The sequence below is a fragment of the Pseudomonas sp. MIL19 genome (assembly GCF_028680365.1).
GTDB classification, from domain to species: domain Bacteria; phylum Pseudomonadota; class Gammaproteobacteria; order Pseudomonadales; family Pseudomonadaceae; genus Aquipseudomonas; species Aquipseudomonas spirodelae.
This window is the reverse complement of the sequence record NZ_JAPPVG010000024.1, coordinates 17,479-35,001: the sequence shown is the minus strand read 5'-3', so window position 1 is coordinate 35,001 and position 17,523 is coordinate 17,479. Positions and strand designations below refer to the sequence as shown.

Here is a 17,523-nt window from a genome sequence, read left to right as displayed (position 1 = left end):
TAGCGACGAGTTGTTAGTCGTCACAGTCGCGGCTACGACTGCATGGATGCAGGAGGTAGGGCGAAGCAGGATGCCAGAGCCGAAAGCCCCTCCTACAAGCCGCGCCCTATCAAGCGGCGATGCCTGCATCCGGCGTGAACCCAACCGACTCCACTGCACTGATGGCGCACTGTTCATCGATGTCCGAGGTATCGCCAGTGATACCTACCGCGCCGATCACCTCGCCCCGCTCATTGCGAATCAACACGCCACCCGGTGCCGGCACCAACTGGCCGCCAGCCAAGTTATTCACTGCACCGATAAACGCCGGGCGTTGCTGCGCATCTGCGGCGATCAACCGTGAGCCCTTGCCCAGCGCCAGTGCGCCCCAGGCCTTGCCGATAGCTATTTGCGGGCGCAGCAGGCTGGCGCCGTCCTCACGCTGCAAGCTAATCAGGTGACCACCGGCGTCCAACACCGCCACTGTCAGGGGCGCGGCTGATATTTCCCGGGCGACGGCCAGTGCATGGCTACTGATGCGGGTTGCGATCTGCAGATTCAACGTACTCATAGTGATGACTCCTCAAGGCTGATAAATCCGACGAAGCACCCGCGCTTAGCCGCTTGCAGAGCCTGCGGGCAAACAACGGGTAATCCAAAGCTCAGCACCACTATCCCACTAGAGACAAAAAACTCAATAGAGGAATACAATTTATTATTTTTTTGTATACATAGATAATAGCTACTGGCCACGACTTACCTGGCGCGCTCGCTAAAACGCTTGTTTTAAAAGATTTTCCGCTGAGCGAGCGCTGCTTGAGAAAACTTATTGACCAGAAGGTCAAGCCATGAATAGAATCCTAGCCAGCTGTTTTGTATACAATCTGATAAAAAACGAGGCACAAGACAATGGCCAAAATGAGAGCAATCGAGGCCGCCGTACTGGTGATGCGCCGCGAAGGCGTTGAAACTGCGTTCGGCGTTCCCGGCGCCGCCATCAACCCCCTGTACGCTGCACTGGAAAAAATCGGCGGTATCGACCACGTCCTGGCTCGCCACGTCGAAGGCGCCTCGCACATGGCAGAGGGCTACACCCGTACCAATGCCGGCAACATCGGCGTGTGCATCGGCACATCCGGCCCGGCGGGTACCGACATGGTCACCGGCCTGTACTCGGCCAGCGCCGACTCCATCCCAATTCTGTGCATCACCGGCCAAGCGCCGCGTGCCCGTATGCACAAGGAAGACTTCCAGGCCGTCGACATCACCAGCATCGTTAAGCCGGTGACCAAGTGGGCGACCACGGTGATGGAGCCAGGCCAAGTACCACGCGCCTTCCAGAAAGCCTTCTATGAAATGCGCAGTGGCCGCCCAGGCCCTGTGCTGATCGACCTGCCGTTTGACGTGCAGATGGCCGAAATCGAATTCGATATCGACGCCTACGAGCCTCTGCCACTGGCCAAACCAGCCGCCAACCGCGTCCAGGCTGAGAAAGCCCTGGCTATGTTGAACGACGCCGAGCGCCCATTGCTGGTAGCCGGTGGCGGTATCTTCAACGCTGACGCGGCTGACAAACTGGTCGAGTTCGCCGAACTGACCGGCGTACCGGTTATCCCAACCCTAATGGGCTGGGGCGCAATCCCGGACGACCACAAGTTGATGGTCGGCATGGTCGGTCTGCAGACCTCGCACCGCTACGGCAACGCCACCCTGCTGGAATCCGACCTGGTATTTGGTATCGGTAACCGCTGGGCCAACCGCCACACCGGCAGCGTCGATGTGTACACCGAAGGCCGCAAATTCATTCACGTGGACATCGAGCCGACGCAAATCGGCCGCGTATTCAACCCGGACCTGGGCATCGTTTCTGACGCCGCCGCCGCTCTGGATGCGTTCATCGAAGTGGCCAAGGAATGGAAAGCCGCTGGCAAGCTGAAAAATCGCAGCGCTTGGGTCGAGTCGTGCCAGCAGCGCAAGCGCACTCTGCAGCGTAAAACTCACTTCGACAACGTGCCGGTCAAGCCGCAGCGCGTGTACGAAGAGATGAACGAATTCTTCGGCAAAGACACCTGCTACGTCAGCACCATCGGTCTGTCGCAGATCGCTGGCGCGCAGTTCCTGCACGTTTACAAGCCACGCCACTGGATCAACTGTGGTCAGGCTGGCCCGCTGGGTTGGACCATTCCAGCAGCGCTCGGCGTGGTTAAGGCCGACCCGAGCCGCAATGTCGTGGCGCTGTCCGGCGACTATGACTTCCAGTTCATGATCGAAGAAATGGCCGTGGGCGCGCAGTTCAACCTGCCGTATATCCACGTCGTGGTGAACAACTCCTACCTGGGCCTGATCCGTCAGTCGCAGCGCGGTTTTGATATGGACTACTGCGTGCAGTTGGCCTTCGAGAACATCAACGCGCCAGAACTTAACGGCTACGGCGTTGACCATGTTGCCGTGGTAGAAGGTCTGGGTTGCAAGGCCGTCCGCGTGTTCGAACCGAACGATATTCAGGCGGCACTGGCCAAAGCCAAGGCACTGATGGAAGAGTTCCGCGTACCGGTGATGGTTGAAATCATTCTGGAGCGCGTGACCAACATCTCCATGGGTGTCGAGATCAACGCAGTCAACGAGTTCGAAGAACTCGCCGAACGTGGCGTCGATGCACCCACCGCGATTTCCATGCTCGATTGATCCAGCCGTAGGGTGGCTGTCACTTAGCACATCCACCCTACGCAAATGATAAAGGAGCACACCATGCCCCGTTTTGCCGCCAACCTGTCCATGCTGTTCACCGAAGTGGACTTTCTGGAGCGTTTTGACGCCGCCGCTACCGCTGGCTTCAGTGGTGTCGAATACCTGTTTCCCTATGACTTCGCCGCCGAAGTGATCAAGGCGCGCCTGGAGGCCAACCAGCTTGAGCAGGTGTTGTTCAACCTGCCAGCCGGCGATTGGGCCAAGGGCGAGCGTGGTATCGCCTGCCACCCTGACCGCGTCGAGGAGTTCCGTGCCGGCGTCGACCAGGCTATCGCCTACGCCAAAGTACTGGGCAATACGCAGATCAACTGCCTGGCCGGTATCCGCCCGCAAGGCTACGACTGCGCAACGATTGAGCAAACCTTCGTTGACAACCTCAAGTTTGCTGCCGAGAAGCTGCAAGCCGCCGGCATCAAGCTGGTGATGGAGATGATCAACACCCGCGACATCCCCGGTTTCTACCTGAACACCACCAAGCAGGCCCTGGCCATTCGCGACAAAGTCGCCAGCGCCAACCTGTTCCTGCAATACGACATCTACCACATGCAAATCATGGAAGGTGACCTGGCACGTACCGTCGAGGCCAACCTCGCTGTGATCAACCACGTGCAGCTGGCCGATAACCCGGGCCGCAACGAGCCGGGCACGGGCGAGATCAATTACCGCTTCCTCTTTGAGCACCTGGATCGCATTGGTTACCAGGGCTGGATTGGCTGTGAATACAAGCCAGCCACCACCACCGCTGCCGGCCTTGGCTGGATGAAAGCGCACAACGCCATCTAATCGGAGGATCTCTCACATGGCTAAAATCGGATTTATCGGCACGGGCATCATGGGTAAGCCCATGGCGCAAAACCTGCAAAAAGCAGGTCACACCCTCTTCCTTTCCGAACACCACGACAAAGCTCCGGCTGATCTGGTCGCCGAAGGCGCTATCGCCCTGGCCAACCCGCGTGAAGTGGCGCAGGAAGCCGAATTCATCATCATCATGGTGCCGGACACCCCGCAGGTTGAAGACGTGCTGTTCAGCAAAGACGGTGTGGCTGAAGGCGCCGGCGCTGGCAAAATCGTCATCGACATGAGCTCGATCTCGCCGACCGCCACCAAGGTGTTCGCCGACAAGATCAAAGCCACAGGCGCTGCGTACCTCGACGCGCCGGTTTCCGGTGGTGAAGTGGGCGCTAAAGCCGCCACCCTGTCGATCATGGTCGGCGGCTGCCCGAAAGCCTTTGAACGCGCGCTGCCGCTGTTCCAGGCCATGGGCAAGAACATCACCCACGTAGGTGGCAGTGGTGACGGCCAGACCGCTAAGGTGGCCAACCAGATCATCGTCGCCCTGAACATTCAGGCTGTCGCTGAAGCCCTGCTGTTCGCCGCCAAGAACGGCGCCGATCCAGCCAAGGTGCGCGAAGCGCTGATGGGTGGTTTCGCCGGCTCGAAAATTCTTGAAGTGCACGGCGAGCGCATGATCAAAGGCACCTTTGACCCGGGCTTCCGCATCAGCCTGCACCAGAAGGACCTTAACCTCGCCCTCGCCGGCGCCCGCGAGTTGGGCCTTAACCTGCCTAACACCGCTAACGCCCAGCAAGTGTTCAGCACCTGCTCGGCCATCGGCGGCAGCAACTGGGACCACTCGGCGTTGATCAAAGGCCTGGAACACATGGCCAATTTCAACATCCGCGGCGAGTAAGCCCCAGCAGCGTTGCTCACTGCATCAGCGGGTTGAGCCAAGGTAGGTTGGCTCAACCTGATCGCCCCCACGCGCAACACGGGTGCGGCGCTTAGGACGCTCCAGCGTCAAACGTTATGATGCAGCAGCGCAAACGCTGCCCCACGCTGGAGCGTGGGGACGATTACCGTTCTGAGTCGGGGTCAGCCGCCTCAGAATGCCCCTTTCGATCTGCCCGGTAAAACGGTGTCACGGCCTGTTTGCCGGGTGGATCGATTCTAGTGCAGAGGGCCTTCCAAGAAGGCCCTGCGCACTAGAATTGAAGTTGGTCCAGACCTAGAGAGATCGCCATGTCCATCGATCCGCAACGCCTGCTGCGCGACTTGTTCGCCAGCGCCATCGAAGCCGCCCACCCGCGCCAGGTTTTGGCCAATTACCTCCCCGCAGACCGCAGCGGCCGCGTCATCGTCATCGGTGCCGGCAAGGCCGCCGCGGCCATGGCCGAAGTGATCGAGCAGGAATGGCACGGTGAGGTCTCAGGCTTAGTGGTGACCCGCTACGGACACGGCGCCAATTGCCAGAAAATCGAAGTCGTCGAAGCCGCGCATCCAGTGCCCGATGATGCCGGTGAGCGTGTCGCCCGCCGCGTCTTGGAGCTGGTGAGTAACCTCAGCGAAAGCGACCGGGTGATCTTCCTGCTCTCCGGCGGCGGTTCGTCCCTGCTCGCCCTGCCCGCCGCAGGCATCTCGCTCGCTGACAAGCAGGCGATCAACAAGGCGCTGCTAAAATCCGGCGCCACCATTGGCGAGATGAACTGCGTACGCAAGCACCTCTCGGCGATCAAGGGCGGGCGTTTGGCCAAGGCTAGCTGGCCGGCCAGTGTGTACACCTATGCGATTTCTGATGTACCCGGTGATGAAGCAACCGTGATCGCCTCCGGCCCGACCGTGGCCGACCCCACCACCTCCGCCGAAGCCCTGGCGATTCTCGCCCGCTATAACATCGAGATCCCCGCCAACGTGCGCAGCTGGCTGCAAAGCCCCGAGTCGGAAACGGTCAAACCCGGCGATCCGCGCCTGGCGCGCAGCCACTTCCAGCTGATCGCCCGCCCACAGAAATCGCTGGATGCCGCTGCTGCGGTGGTGCTCTCCGCCGGGTTGCCGGTGCTGATTCTCGGCGACCTGGAAGGCGAGTCGCGCGAAGTGGCCAAGGTCCACGCTGGCATCGCCAAACAGGTGGTGTTGCATGGCCAGCCGATCAAGGCACCCTGTGTGATTCTCTCCGGTGGCGAAACCACTGTGACCGTGCGCGGCAACGGCCGTGGCGGGCGCAATGCCGAATTCCTCCTTAGCCTGACCGACAGCCTCAAGGGCTTACCGGGTGTGTATGCCCTGGCCGGTGACACCGACGGCATCGACGGTTCCGAAGACAACGCCGGGGCAATCATGACCCCCGAGAGCCACGCCCGCGCCGCCGCACTGGGCCTGAGCAGCAGTGATGAGCTGGACAACAACAACGGCTATGGCTACTTCGCCGCCCTTGACCAGTTGATCATCACCGGGCCGACGCGCACCAACGTCAACGATTTCCGCGCCATTCTTATTCTCGAAGGTTCTGCCCAATGAACGCCGATAAAAAAGTAAAAATTCTCGCCACCCTTGGCCCTGCCATTAAAACCATCGACGACATCCGTCAGTTGGTGGAAAACGGCGCCAACCTGTTCCGCCTGAATTTCAGCCACGGTGAGCACGCCGATCACGCCGAGCGTTACAACTGGGTGCGTGAAGTTGAGAAACAGCTGAATACGCCAATCGGCATCCTCATGGACCTGCAGGGCCCGAAACTGCGCGTCGGCAAATTTGCCGAGGGCAAGGTCATGCTTGAGCGCGGGCAAAGCCTGCGCCTGGATCTGGACAAGACCCCAGGCAACAGCGAGCGGGTCAACCTGCCGCACCCAGAAATCATCGAAGCGCTGCAGCCGGGCATGAGCCTGCTGCTCGACGATGGCCGCCTGCGCCTGCAAGTCACCGCGAAACACAGCGATGCCGTCGACACCCAGGTGATCGCCGGTGGCGAACTGTCCGACCGCAAAGGCGTTAACGTCCCGGAAGCCGTGCTGCAACTCAGTCCGCTGACCGAGAAAGACCGCCGCGACCTGACCTTTGGCCTGGAACTGGGTGTGGATTGGGTCGCACTGTCGTTCGTGCAGCGTCCAGAAGACATTATCGAAGCGCGCGAGCTGATCCAGGGCAAAGCCTTGCTGATGGCCAAGATCGAGAAGCCCTCGGCCGTGGTGCACCTGGAAGAAATTACCAAACTGTGCGACGCGATCATGGTTGCCCGTGGCGACTTGGGCGTGGAAGTGCCGGCAGAAAACGTCCCACGTATCCAGAAAGACATCATCCGTACCTGCCGCCAGCTGGGTAAGCCGGTGGTGGTGGCCACACAGATGCTTGAATCCATGCGCTTCTCCCCAGCACCGACCCGCGCCGAAGTCACCGACGTGGCCAACGCCGTGGCCGAAGGCGCCGATGCGGTCATGCTCTCGGCGGAAACCGCTTCCGGTGATTACCCGCAAGAAGCCGTACAGATGATGAGCAAGATCATTCGCCAGGTGGAAAGCGGCCCGGACTTCCAGGCCCAGCTCGACGTTAGCCGGCCGGTCGCCGAAGCCACCTCCTCCGACGCCATCAGCTGCGCGATCCGCCGCATCAGCACCATTCTGCCGGTCGCCGCGCTGGTCAATTACACCGAGTCGGGCAGTTCCAGCCTGCGCGCCTCACGCGAGCGCCCTGCTGTGCCGATCCTCAGCCTGACCCCAAGCCTCAACACCGCCCGGCGCCTGAGTGTGGCCTGGGGGGTGTATTCGGTGGTCAACGCGCGCTTGAGCAAAGTTGAAGACGTTACCCGTACGGCCCTGGAAACAGCCCGCAGCACAGGCTTAGCCAAGACCGGCGACACCGTGGTGATTACCGCAGGCGAGCCGTTCGGCCAGCCCGGCAGCACCAACAGCCTGCGTATCGAAATTCTCCACTGAGTCCTAACTGCAGCGGGTTCTAGGCCCGCTGCATCAGAGCTCCCCCTGGCTTTGCCAGTTTCAAGGCACCCTCTGTTCCCGCAGTGGGTGCTTCTTTTTTATGCCCCGCGCCCCAGGCATGCATCACTTGGGCCGTCGCTGCGTGGCGTTAAAAAGAGCCCGGTCATTTATTCAGGTTCGTCTGCATGTCGTCACTCCCGCTCTCCATCAGCACCCGGCAAGGCTTGCGCATCGTGCTCAACGGTTTCAGCCAGATTTTCCTGCAAGCGCATCCCGGCTGCGGCCTGCTGGTGGTGCTGGCCATTGCCGTTGGCGCACCGCAGTTACTGGCAGGCGCATTGCTCGGCGGCTTCAGCAGCACGTTGACGGCGCAGCGCCGCGGCTTTACTAGCGCCGATATCGAACTGGGCCTGTATGGCTACAACGGCATATTGCTCGGCATGCTGATCAGCCTGCAGTTCACCTGGTCACTGTTACTGCCACTGTTGATCATCGCCATTGCCGGGCTGTCCAGCCTGTTGCTGGAACCCTGGATGCGGCGCATGCGTCAGCAGCAGTGGTTGCCGGCCTTCACCTTACCCTTTGTGACCCTAAGCTGGCTGGTGCTATGGCTGGCCCCGGCCCTGCAATTGCAGCTGCAACAGCCGGTACCGAGCCAGCTACTGCCGCTCGATTGGCTGGCCAGTGTGCTGGCGATGGCGCGCGGTGTGGGCCAGGTGATTTTCCTCGATCACCCCATAGCCGGTGCCTGCATATTAGTTGGCCTGCTGTTGGCTGATCGGCGCGCTGCCTGCTGGGCGCTCGTGGGCTCCGCCGGCGGCTTGGCCCTGGCGCTGAACCAAGGTCTGGGACAACAAAGCGCACTTATCGGCCTGTATGGCTACAACGCTGCGCTGGCCGCGATCGCCATTAATCAAGTGAACCACCAGGTGTGGCTGCCCGCATTGGGCATTGTGCTGGCGTTGGCGCTGCAACCTGGCTTCAGCGCACTGGGGCTGCCCGCCTTGACCATGCCCTTTATTCTTACCTGCTGGCTGGTGAGCGCCAGCCAACGCCTACTGCGTAAAGCCTTAGACGGCTCCACACCTCGGCCGCCGCGTAAGGGCAAAAGCTTGCATCGTCAGGATAAAACTCCCTAGGCTGCACGCTCAGTCGTGCGCTTGATATAGGGGCGACGTCAACGGAGCAGCCAGAACACCATGGACACGCCGCACACCCTGCGTCAGCAGCTATACCGCATCATTTTCTTTACTGACACGCCAGCCGGGCAGCGCTTCGACCGCTACCTGCTGCTGGCCATTTTGGCCAGCCTGGTCGTGGTGATGCTCGACAGCATCGATACGATTCGCAGCCAGTATCAACCGCTGCTGACCGGGATTGAGTGGGCGTTTACCCTGCTGTTCGCCATCGAATACGCCGTGCGGTTGTACTGCTCACCGAAGCCACTGCGCTACGCCTTTAGTTTCTTCGGCCTGATTGATCTGCTGGCCATCCTGCCGGGCATCTTGGCGCTGTTTTATGGCGACGCGCAGTACCTGATGATCATCCGCGTGATCCGCATGTTGCGGGTGTTCCGCGTACTAAAACTCAGCCCCTACCTGCGCCAGGCCAACTTTCTACTGACCGCCCTGCGCGGCAGTAAGCAGAAGATCATCGTGTTCTTCGCCTGCATTGCCACCCTGGTCACGGTGTTCGGCACCCTGATGTACGTGATCGAAGGCCCTGCCCATGGCTTTACCAGCATTCCCAAAGGCATCTACTGGGCTGTGGTCACCCTGACCACGGTGGGTTTCGGCGATATCGTGCCGAAAACTCCGCTGGGTCAGGCGCTCTCAACCCTGGTGATGATCACCGGCTACTCGATCATTGCCGTGCCCACCGGCATCTTCACCGCCGAACTGGCCAGCGCCATGCGCGACGGCGACCAACTGAGACACGACTGCCCCAGCTGCGCGAAAAACCTCCACGAACAGGGCGCCTCCTTCTGTAGCCGTTGCGGTAACCCCTTGTACACACGCACCACCGAGCAAAGCTGAGCAACACTCAGGCAATAAAAAACCGCAGCGAACTGCGGTTTTTTATTGCCTGGCGGCGACCTTCAACCGCGCTCAGCGGCGCTTGAAGTCAGCTCGAACGGACTGTTGCTGCGCCGCTGGTTGCGGTCTTCACGCGGGGTGGCGCCGAAGAAATTACGGTAGGCGCTGGAGAAGTGCGGCCCGGAAGAAAACCCACAGGATAAGCCAATCTGGATGATCGACTTGCTGGTTTGCATCAGCAGCTGCCGCGCCTTGTTCAGGCGCAACTCCAGGTAATACTGGCTTGGCACGCGGTTGAGGTATTGCTTGAAAATGCGCTCCAGCTGACGCCGCGACACACAGACGTGTTGAGCGATTTCGTCGGTGGTCAGCGGCTCTTCGATATTGGCTTCCATCAACAGCACGGCTTGAGTCAGCTTGGGGTGGCTGGAGCCCAGACGGTTTTGCAGGGGGATGCGCTGACGTTCGCCGCCTTCGCGGATACGCTCAACCACTAACTCTTCCGACACCGCGCCCGCCAGCTCAGCGCCATGGTCGCGGGCCAACAAGGCCAGCAGTAAGTCGAGGACCGCCAAGCCACCACAGGCACTCAAGCGATCACGGTCCCAGTCAAACAAGTGGCTGGTGGCAATTACCTTGGGGAAGCGCTCACTGAAATCATCCTGCCAACGCCAGTGCACCGACGCGCGGTAACCATCAAGCAGCCCCAGTTGCGCCAGGGGATAGACGCCAGCGGCGATCGCCCCGACCACACAGCCGCCGCGTACCACGTGTTTGAGCGCTGCGGATAACGCCACCGGTATCGGCCCAGGCGGCTCATCCGCCAGCAGGAAAAGCTTCTGGCAACCTTCAAGCTTGCCCACCCAAGACTCACCCGGCAGTTGCCAGGCCCCTGCAAGGGGCGCTTCAGCCTGCAGAAACACCAGCTCGTAGACCACCTCGGGGTGGACGCGCTGAGCGACACGCAGCGCTTCTTCGGCCAAGGCCAGGGTCAACGGCTTGGTGGAGGGCCAAAGCAGAAAGCCAATTCGGTGGGAGTTCATGAGGGGCAGTTTAGGCTCAGTTGGCAATTATGGGCATAGCAGAAATGGCTACAGCAGTTGCCACTGGTTATTTGAGACTGCCCGAGAGGAACTGCTGCAAACGCTCGGATTGTGGATTGGCCAACACCTCACGCGGGCAACCGCGCTCTTCCACCACGCCTTTGTGAAGGAACACCAACTGGTTGGACACTTCGCGGGCAAAGCCCATTTCGTGAGTCACCACCACCATGGTACGGCCTTCCTGGGCTAAGTCCTGCATTACCTTGAGAACTTCGCCAACCAATTCCGGGTCAAGGGCCGACGTCGGCTCGTCGAACAGCATCACCTCAGGCTCCATCGCCAAGGCGCGGGCAATCGCCACACGCTGCTGCTCACCACCACTCATGTGCGCGGGATAGGCGTCTTTGCGATGCGCCACACCGACCTTGTTCAGGTAGTGCTCGGCTTTTTCGAGGGCGTCCTTCTTGCTCATGCCGAGCACGTGCACCGGGGCTTCCATCACGTTTTCCAAGGCGCTCATGTGCGACCACAGGTTGAAGTGCTGGAACACCATCGACAGCCGTGAGCGCATGCGCTGCAGTTGCTTGGGGTCACCGGCCTTGAGGCCACCGTCCTTGTTGGCGACTAACTTCAGCTCTTCGTTGTTGAGAAGAATCTTGCCGCTGTGTGGCTGTTCCAGCAGGTTGATGCAACGCAGGAAGGTACTCTTGCCCGAGCCACTGGAGCCAATGATGCTGATCACATCGCCGGCCTTGGCGGCCAGCGACACGCCCTTCAATACTTCATGGCTGCCGTAGCGCTTGTGCAGATCCTGAACTTCAAGTTTGTACATGGTTTCCACTCTCTTGAATCAGTCGCTGAGCAAGCGACCCTGGCGAATAGGGGTACGACCGGCCACCTTGGCCAACCACAAACCGGGCTGGGCAAAACGCAACCGCTCACGCGCATAGAGCACACCCTCGGTGACCGCACAGACGGTGGTGTGGCGATCATCCAGAGGGTCGATTACTTCAAACAATGGATCGCCGGTTTTAACGGTTGCCCCCACGGGTTGCAGAAAACTCACCACTCCAGCGTGCGGCGCATAGGCATATTGCGCACCGTTAAACGGTGTGGCGGCGCAGCTTTCAGCGGGCGCATGCGGCCAATCACCGGCAATCAGCCCTTGTTCAGCGAGAAACGCCAAAATGCTTTCGGCACTGGCTTGGGCATCAGGTTTGCCAGTATCGGCCATGCCGCCCAACTCGACGGTCACCGCCAGGCAGGCCAATGGCACAGCGGCCTGAGGAAACTGCCGCGCCAGCTGCACCCAGGGCAAGGCGCAGGCCTCATCGAAGGAGCTGCCACCGGAATCCTCAACGGTCAGTGCCGCACCGGCCTGCAACCGTGCGGCCAGCGAACGTAATTGCGGCCACTGCTGCGGCAGCAGGTACAGATGCACCGCCGCATCAAAATCACAGTGCAGATCGAGTACTACATCGGCATCGCAGGCATGCTTGAGCAGCAGGCGCTGCATGCCTTGCAGCTCTGAGCTGGCTGGCGGCAAGGCCTCCAGCGCGGCCTGCATGGCGGCGCGAATCAGCCTCACATTGCTCGGGCCATCACTGCCCAGACAGTCTTCCAGCGCTGGCGCGATGGCAGCAGCCAGATCAAAGAAATCGCGGTTGAAGTTCTTGCCGCTGCCCAGCTCGAAACGGCCCTGATGGGTTGCCTGAAACATCTGCCCCAAACCAATCGGGTTGGCCACGGGCACCAGCTCGATCACCCCGGCCAAACGACCCTGGGCTTCCAACTCACGCAAGCGGCGCTTGAGCTCAACCGCCACACGCATTCCTGGCAGCTCATCGGCATGCAAGGAGGCTTGGATATAGGCCTTGCATGGGCCATGGCCGAAACGAAACACGCTCAAGCGGCGTTCGGTTCCGGGGAAACCCCAGGGCAGTGGATGATCAATACGCTGCATGGCTTGTTCCTCAGGCTTTGCGCGGCGCCAGGTAGGCCAACCAGCGGCGCTCGGCCAACTTGAACAGACGGACGAGGATAAAGGTCAGGCACAGGTAGAACAGACCGGCGGTGATAAACGCCTCAAACGGCAGGTAATACTGCGAGCTAACGGTGCGTGCCGCGCCAGTGATGTCGATCAGGGTGACGATCGAGGCTAGCGAGGTGGTGTGCAGCATCATGATTACTTCGTTGCTGTACTGCGGCAGCGCACGACGCAACGCCGAAGGCAGGAGGATCCGCCGGTACAGCTTGAAACGCGACATGCCCATGGCTTTCGCCGCTTCAATCTCACCATGCGGCGTGGCCTTGAGGCTGCCCGCGAGAATCTCTGCGCTGTAAGCGCTGGTGTTGATGGCGAACGCCAGGCAGGCACAGAAGGTCGCGCTGGAGAAATATGGCCAGAGGAAACTCTCACGTATCGCTTCGAACTGGGCCAAGCCGTAATAGATGAGAAACAGCTGCACCAGCATCGGGGTGCCGCGAATCACATAGGTGTAGAGCCAGGCCGGGAAATTAACCCATGGCGATTTTGAAACACGCATCAGCCCCAGGGGAGTGGCCACAGCCAGACCACATGCCAGGGAAATCAGCAGAATTTTCAGGGTGACCAGTACACCGCCCAAGTACAGCGGCAGGTTTTCCAGGATTACGTTGTAGTCAAAAATCATCGCTGCGCTCCCCCGCTTACAGATCAGCGGCTTTGATGCCGACCGAGTAACGTTTTTCCAGGTAACGCAAAGCCAGCAGCGACACGCTGGTCAGCACCAGATACAGGGCGGCAACCGCCAGGTAAAAGGTGAAGGGCTCGCGGGTGGCATCGGCGGCACTTTTCGCCTTGAACATCATGTCTTGCAGGCCAACCACGGAGATCAGCGCAGTAGCCTTGGTCAACACCAGCCAGTTGTTGGTGAACCCGGGGATGGCGAAGCGAATCATCTGCGGCACCAGAATGCGGAAGAACACCTGCATGCCACTCATGCCGTACGCGGCACCGGCTTCGGCCTGACCTTTGGGAATGGCCATAAAGGCCCCACGGAAAGTCTCCGACAGGTAAGCACCAAAGATAAAGCCCATGGTGAACACGCCGGCAATAAACGGGTTGATGTCGATGTAATCGTCGTGACCAAGCATCGGCGCCAGACGGTTCACCATGTCCTGACCGCCATAAAAGATCAGCAGGATCAGCACCAAATCAGGAATACCGCGAATCACCGTAGCGTAGGTTTCCCCCAGTAGCGCCAGCCACTTGATGGGCGACAGGCGAAACGCCGCACCCAGCAAGCCCAACACGATGGCCACCGCCATCGACGTCAGCGCCAGAATCAGGGTGAGCCAGGCACCCTCTAAAATGGTCGAGCCGTAGCCGTTGAGCATGCTCTGAATACCTCATGCAAACGCCGGGCGGCGCCTGGGAGTACAACGAAAAAGTGGCGTAAACCTCAAATAAAGGCGGGTTTACGCCACTTTCAGTGAAGACGACCGAGCGAACTCAATCAGTCGCCGTAGACGTTGAAGTCAAAGTACTTGTCCTGCATTTCCTTGTACTTGCCGTTGGCACGGATGGCCAGAATGGCAGCGCTGATCTTGTCAGCCAGTGCTTTGTCGCCCTTGCGCACGGCAATGCCCTGACCTTCGCCGAAGTATTTGACGTCGGTGAAATCCGGGCCAACAAACGCAAAGCCTTTACCGGCGTCAGTTTTCAGGAAGCCGTCGTCGATATTCACCGAGTCAGCCAGGGTGGCATCCAGGCGGCCAGAGTTCAGATCGAGGAAGATTTCGTTCTGCGAGCTGTAACGCACGATCTCGGCACCTGCCGCCGCAAATACATCCGTGGCAAAACGGTCGTAAACAGAGGAGCGCTGCACGCCAATCTTCTTGCCTTTGAGATCTACCGCAGGGTCTTTCATCTCGGTACCGGCTTTCATCGCCAGCTTGGCCGGAGTGGCGTAGTACTTACCGGTGAAATCTACGGACTTCTTGCGATCGTCAGTAATCGACATGGACGACAGCACGGCATCAAACTTGCGCACTTTCAGTGCCGGGATCAGGCCGTCGAACTCCTGCTCGATCCACTTGCATTCAACTTTCATCTCTTCGCACAGGGCGACGCCGATGTCGTAGTCAAAACCGCTAATGGCACCTTCTGGAGTTTTGAAAGCAAACGGCGGGTAAGCCGCTTCGATACCAATACGCAGAGGCTTAGCCTCTTCAGCCATGGCCAGCGGCGACAGCATGGACAGCGCCAGTGCGCCGAGAAGTGCAATCTTCTTCATCTTATGACTCCTTCGAATGGGTATGGCTTTAAGGGGTATCAAACAGCAGGCCGGACATTGACCGTGCCTGTTGTGGCGCATTCAGGCTGCATAAATTGTAGTGAGTCGGCGTCAAGCTGCGCAGTGCACAGTGCTCAGACGGCCTCAGCCGAGTGAGCGGCATTCTAGCGACAGCTCGAAAGTCGATATTTCTTCAATGCGACAAGTAATTACAAAAGACCCGAACAAGCACCGCGGGGATATTGACAGCCCCGAAAAAACATGGGGACAGAAAGATAGCAAACCTGTTTGTAAAGCAATTAGCGCGCCGCATTTTATTCAGGCCCTTATTTTGGCGACCTGGCCACACATTTTATCTTCTCTAGCGCAGTAGCGGCGCGCCATTTTGGCGCAAAACGTTCCCGCACACCTCATAAAAGTGCGCGGTGTTACGCCAGGGTGACAGTCGGCTACCCAGATGAAAATCGATCACTGCGACTTTGCACTGATTTTCGACCAGAAAGCACAACGCCCTGCCCGGCTTGTGGCCGAAACAGGGCGTTGCTTGCAGGTGCTTTAACGGCTGTTAGGCAGCCTGCATCTGGCGGTGGGTGTCAATGAGGTGCTGCACCACGCCAGGATCGGCCAGCGTGGAGATATCGCCGAGTCCATCGTATTCGGCGGTAGCGATCTTGCGCAGGATACGGCGCATGATCTTACCCGAACGCGTTTTCGGCAGGCCTGGGGCCCACTGAATAACGTCCGGTGTAGCAATTGGGCCAATTTCCTTACGCACCCAATTCTTAAGTTCTTGTCGCAGCTGCTCGGACGGCTCCTGCCCCTGGTTCAAGGTCACGTAAACGTAGATGCCCTGGCCCTTGATGTCGTGCGGCACACCGACCACTGCGGCTTCGGCGACTTTCGGGTGAGCGACCATGGCGCTCTCCACTTCGGCGGTGCCCATGCGGTGACCGGAAACGTTGAGCACGTCATCCACCCGGCCGGTGATCCACCAGTAGCCGTCTTCGTCACGGCGAGCACCGTCACCGGTGAAGTACATGCCTTTGAAGGTCTTGAAGTAGGTATCGACGAAGCGGTCGTGGTCGCCATACAAGGTGCGCGACTGACCCGGCCAAGAATCGAGGATAACCAAGTTACCTTCGGCCGGCCCCTCGATGATGTTGCCCAAGTTATCGACCAAGGCTGGCACCACACCGAAGAACGGACGAGTCGCCGAGCCGGGTTTGAGCGCTGTGGCACCCGGCAACGGGGTGATCATGAAACCACCCGTTTCGGTCTGCCACCAGGTGTCGACAATCGGGCAGCGCGACTGGCCGATCTTCTCGTAGTACCAGTGCCACGCTTCAGGATTGATCGGCTCGCCCACCGAGCCAAGCAGACGCAGGCTGGAACCATCAGCGCCCTCAACAGCAGCATCGCCTTGGGCCATCATGGCGCGAATTGCAGTCGGCGCGGTGTAGAGGATGTTGACCTTGTGCTTGTCGATGATCTTCGACACACGGGTCACATCGGGATAATTCGGAATGCCTTCAAACATCAGCGTGGTCGCGCCGTTAGCCAGCGGGCCGTAGACGATATAGCTGTGGCCCGTGACCCAGCCAACGTCGGCGGTGCACCAGTAAACGTCGCCCGGCTTGTAGTCGAATACCCGCTCATGGGTCAGTGCGGCATAAAGCAAGTAGCCGCCGGTGGTGTGCAGTACGCCTTTAGGCTTACCAGTGGAGCCGGAGGTATAGAGGATAAACAGCGCTTCTTCGGCACCCATTTCTTTGGGCGCGCAAACGCTACCAGCCACTTTCAACAGGTCGTCGTACCAGATATCGCGATGCTGGTTCCACTTGATCTCGGAGCCGGTGCGCTTGACCACGATGACCTTCTGAATGCTGCGCGTCTCAGGGTTGGTCAGGGCATCGTCAACGTTGGCCTTGAGTGCAACCTTCTTACCGCCACGCAGGCCTTCGTCAGCGGTGATCACCACCTTGGACTGGCAATCGATAATGCGCCCCGCCAGCGCTTCCGGAGAGAAGCCGCCGAACACCACCGAGTGAATGGCACCGATGCGGGTACAGGCCAGCATGGCGACCACGGCTTCGGGGATCATCGGCATATAGATGGTCACCACGTCGCCGCGATGCACATCCTGGCCGCGCAGGGCGTTGGCCAGTTTGCAGACTTCTTCGTGCAACTCGCGGTAGGTGATGTTGCGGCTTTCAGACGGATCATCGCCTTCCCAGATAATCGCCACCTGATCACCGCGCTCGGCCAAATGACGGTCCAGGCAGTTGTAGGAAACGTTCAAGGTGCCATCGGCAAACCACTTGATGTCGACACGGTGATCGTCGAAAGAGGTTTGCTTGACTTGAGTAAACGGCTTGATCCAGTCCAGGCGCTGAGCCTGCTCACGCCAGAAACCATCGGGGTTGATCACCGACTGCTGGTACATGGCTTTATAAGTCGCCTCGTCAGTCAGCGACTGGGCCGCCGCCTCAGGGGACACGGGATACAAGGACGCAGCACTCATTAGAAACACCTCGGTGGGTAGTTGTTGTTCTATGCCCCATTTTGTAGCCAGCACGCCACTGCAGGGCCATTCGACCATGGTCTTAACGCTCTAAGACGATAGTCTCACGGGCTGGCCGGAGCTTTTTTGCGGGCAAAAAAAAGCGACCTAAACAGGTCGCCACCCAAATCATTCCGGGGGAGGAATGGAGAAACGCTTGAATTCAAATCACGC

15 protein-coding genes are annotated in these 17,523 nt (G+C 59.5%); 7 read left to right on the top strand and 8 right to left on the bottom strand.

Annotated elements, in window-relative coordinates:
- Positions 1 to 109: 109 nt before the first annotated feature.
- The gene (locus N1078_RS14725) at positions 110 to 550 is read right to left on the bottom strand and encodes a GlcG/HbpS family heme-binding protein (RefSeq protein WP_274088914.1); all 441 of its coding nucleotides are present in this window, start codon (positions 548 to 550) and stop codon (positions 110 to 112) included.
- A 338-nt stretch (positions 551 to 888) separates the two neighbouring features.
- On the opposite strand from N1078_RS14725, the gene gcl reads away from it, so the two are divergent.
- The 7 genes from gcl to N1078_RS14690 all read left to right on the top strand — a co-directional run bounded on the left by gcl (position 889) and on the right by N1078_RS14690 (position 9,469).
- Complete coding sequence (gcl, locus tag N1078_RS14720) at positions 889 to 2,664, top strand: glyoxylate carboligase (protein WP_274088913.1); 1,776 nt, start codon at positions 889 to 891, stop codon at positions 2,662 to 2,664.
- Positions 2,665 to 2,727: 63 nt separating this feature from the next.
- Positions 2,728 to 3,510 (top strand): hydroxypyruvate isomerase, encoded by a 783-nt coding sequence (gene hyi, locus N1078_RS14715; RefSeq protein WP_274088912.1) that lies wholly within the window; start codon positions 2,728 to 2,730, stop codon positions 3,508 to 3,510.
- A 16-nt stretch (positions 3,511 to 3,526) separates the two neighbouring features.
- On the top strand, positions 3,527 to 4,417 hold the full coding sequence (locus tag N1078_RS14710) for a 2-hydroxy-3-oxopropionate reductase (RefSeq protein ID WP_274088911.1): 891 nt from the start codon (positions 3,527 to 3,529) through the stop codon (positions 4,415 to 4,417).
- 329 nt (positions 4,418 to 4,746) lie between these two features.
- Positions 4,747 to 6,021: a glycerate kinase type-2 family protein gene (locus tag N1078_RS14705; protein ID WP_274088910.1), complete on the top strand. Its 1,275-nt coding sequence runs from the start codon at positions 4,747 to 4,749 to the stop codon at positions 6,019 to 6,021.
- Positions 6,018 to 7,433, top strand: coding sequence for a pyruvate kinase (pyk, locus tag N1078_RS14700; RefSeq protein WP_274088909.1), 1,416 nt, complete (start codon positions 6,018 to 6,020; stop codon positions 7,431 to 7,433). Before N1078_RS14705 ends, pyk begins: the two co-directional genes overlap by 4 nt.
- Positions 7,434 to 7,618: 185 nt before the next feature.
- Complete coding sequence (locus tag N1078_RS14695; RefSeq protein WP_274088908.1) at positions 7,619 to 8,572, top strand: urea transporter; 954 nt, start codon at positions 7,619 to 7,621, stop codon at positions 8,570 to 8,572.
- Positions 8,573 to 8,632: 60 nt separating this feature from the next.
- Positions 8,633 to 9,469, top strand: coding sequence for an ion transporter (locus N1078_RS14690; RefSeq protein WP_274088907.1), 837 nt, complete (start codon positions 8,633 to 8,635; stop codon positions 9,467 to 9,469).
- Between the two features lie 62 nt (positions 9,470 to 9,531).
- Here N1078_RS14690 and N1078_RS14685 read toward each other — a convergent pair whose 3' ends face one another.
- The 7 genes from N1078_RS14685 to acs form a co-directional block, all read right to left on the bottom strand.
- Positions 9,532 to 10,512: a GlxA family transcriptional regulator gene (locus N1078_RS14685; protein WP_274088906.1), complete on the bottom strand. Its 981-nt coding sequence runs from the start codon at positions 10,510 to 10,512 to the stop codon at positions 9,532 to 9,534.
- A 67-nt stretch (positions 10,513 to 10,579) separates the two neighbouring features.
- Positions 10,580 to 11,344, bottom strand: a complete 765-nt coding sequence (locus N1078_RS14680) for an ABC transporter ATP-binding protein (RefSeq protein ID WP_274088905.1) — start codon at positions 11,342 to 11,344, stop codon at positions 10,580 to 10,582.
- Positions 11,345 to 11,362: 18 nt separating this feature from the next.
- Positions 11,363 to 12,475 (bottom strand): succinylglutamate desuccinylase/aspartoacylase family protein, encoded by a 1,113-nt coding sequence (locus N1078_RS14675; RefSeq protein WP_274088904.1) that lies wholly within the window; start codon positions 12,473 to 12,475, stop codon positions 11,363 to 11,365.
- Between the two features lie 10 nt (positions 12,476 to 12,485).
- Complete coding sequence (locus N1078_RS14670; RefSeq protein ID WP_274088903.1) at positions 12,486 to 13,184, bottom strand: ABC transporter permease; 699 nt, start codon at positions 13,182 to 13,184, stop codon at positions 12,486 to 12,488.
- Between the two features lie 16 nt (positions 13,185 to 13,200).
- Entirely contained in the window at positions 13,201 to 13,890 is a 690-nt protein-coding gene (locus N1078_RS14665) for an ABC transporter permease (RefSeq protein WP_274088902.1), read from the bottom strand.
- A 119-nt stretch (positions 13,891 to 14,009) separates the two neighbouring features.
- The gene (locus N1078_RS14660; protein WP_274088901.1) at positions 14,010 to 14,789 is read right to left on the bottom strand and encodes an ABC transporter substrate-binding protein; all 780 of its coding nucleotides are present in this window, start codon (positions 14,787 to 14,789) and stop codon (positions 14,010 to 14,012) included.
- Positions 14,790 to 15,354: 565 nt separating this feature from the next.
- Positions 15,355 to 17,310: an acetate--CoA ligase gene (acs, locus tag N1078_RS14655; protein ID WP_274088900.1), complete on the bottom strand. Its 1,956-nt coding sequence runs from the start codon at positions 17,308 to 17,310 to the stop codon at positions 15,355 to 15,357.
- Positions 17,311 to 17,523: the final 213 nt, after the last annotated feature.

Excerpts from the sequence above, each read along its gene's own strand:
- N1078_RS14725 (WP_274088914.1), bottom strand. The coding sequence starts at position 550 with ATGAGTACGTTGAATCTGCAGATCGCAACCCGCATCAGTAGCCATGCA.
- gcl (WP_274088913.1), top strand. The coding sequence starts at position 889 with ATGGCCAAAATGAGAGCAATCGAGGCCGCCGTACTGGTGATGCGCCGC.
- hyi (WP_274088912.1), top strand. The coding sequence starts at position 2,728 with ATGCCCCGTTTTGCCGCCAACCTGTCCATGCTGTTCACCGAAGTGGAC.
- N1078_RS14710 (WP_274088911.1), top strand. The coding sequence starts at position 3,527 with ATGGCTAAAATCGGATTTATCGGCACGGGCATCATGGGTAAGCCCATG.
- N1078_RS14705 (WP_274088910.1), top strand. The coding sequence starts at position 4,747 with ATGTCCATCGATCCGCAACGCCTGCTGCGCGACTTGTTCGCCAGCGCC.
- pyk (WP_274088909.1), top strand. The coding sequence starts at position 6,018 with ATGAACGCCGATAAAAAAGTAAAAATTCTCGCCACCCTTGGCCCTGCC.
- N1078_RS14695 (WP_274088908.1), top strand. The coding sequence starts at position 7,619 with ATGTCGTCACTCCCGCTCTCCATCAGCACCCGGCAAGGCTTGCGCATC.
- N1078_RS14690 (WP_274088907.1), top strand. The coding sequence starts at position 8,633 with ATGGACACGCCGCACACCCTGCGTCAGCAGCTATACCGCATCATTTTC.
- N1078_RS14685 (WP_274088906.1), bottom strand. The coding sequence starts at position 10,512 with ATGAACTCCCACCGAATTGGCTTTCTGCTTTGGCCCTCCACCAAGCCG.
- N1078_RS14680 (WP_274088905.1), bottom strand. The coding sequence starts at position 11,344 with ATGTACAAACTTGAAGTTCAGGATCTGCACAAGCGCTACGGCAGCCAT.
- N1078_RS14675 (WP_274088904.1), bottom strand. The coding sequence starts at position 12,475 with ATGCAGCGTATTGATCATCCACTGCCCTGGGGTTTCCCCGGAACCGAA.
- N1078_RS14670 (WP_274088903.1), bottom strand. The coding sequence starts at position 13,184 with ATGATTTTTGACTACAACGTAATCCTGGAAAACCTGCCGCTGTACTTG.
- N1078_RS14665 (WP_274088902.1), bottom strand. The coding sequence starts at position 13,890 with ATGCTCAACGGCTACGGCTCGACCATTTTAGAGGGTGCCTGGCTCACC.
- N1078_RS14660 (WP_274088901.1), bottom strand. The coding sequence starts at position 14,789 with ATGAAGAAGATTGCACTTCTCGGCGCACTGGCGCTGTCCATGCTGTCG.
- acs (WP_274088900.1), bottom strand. The coding sequence starts at position 17,310 with ATGAGTGCTGCGTCCTTGTATCCCGTGTCCCCTGAGGCGGCGGCCCAG.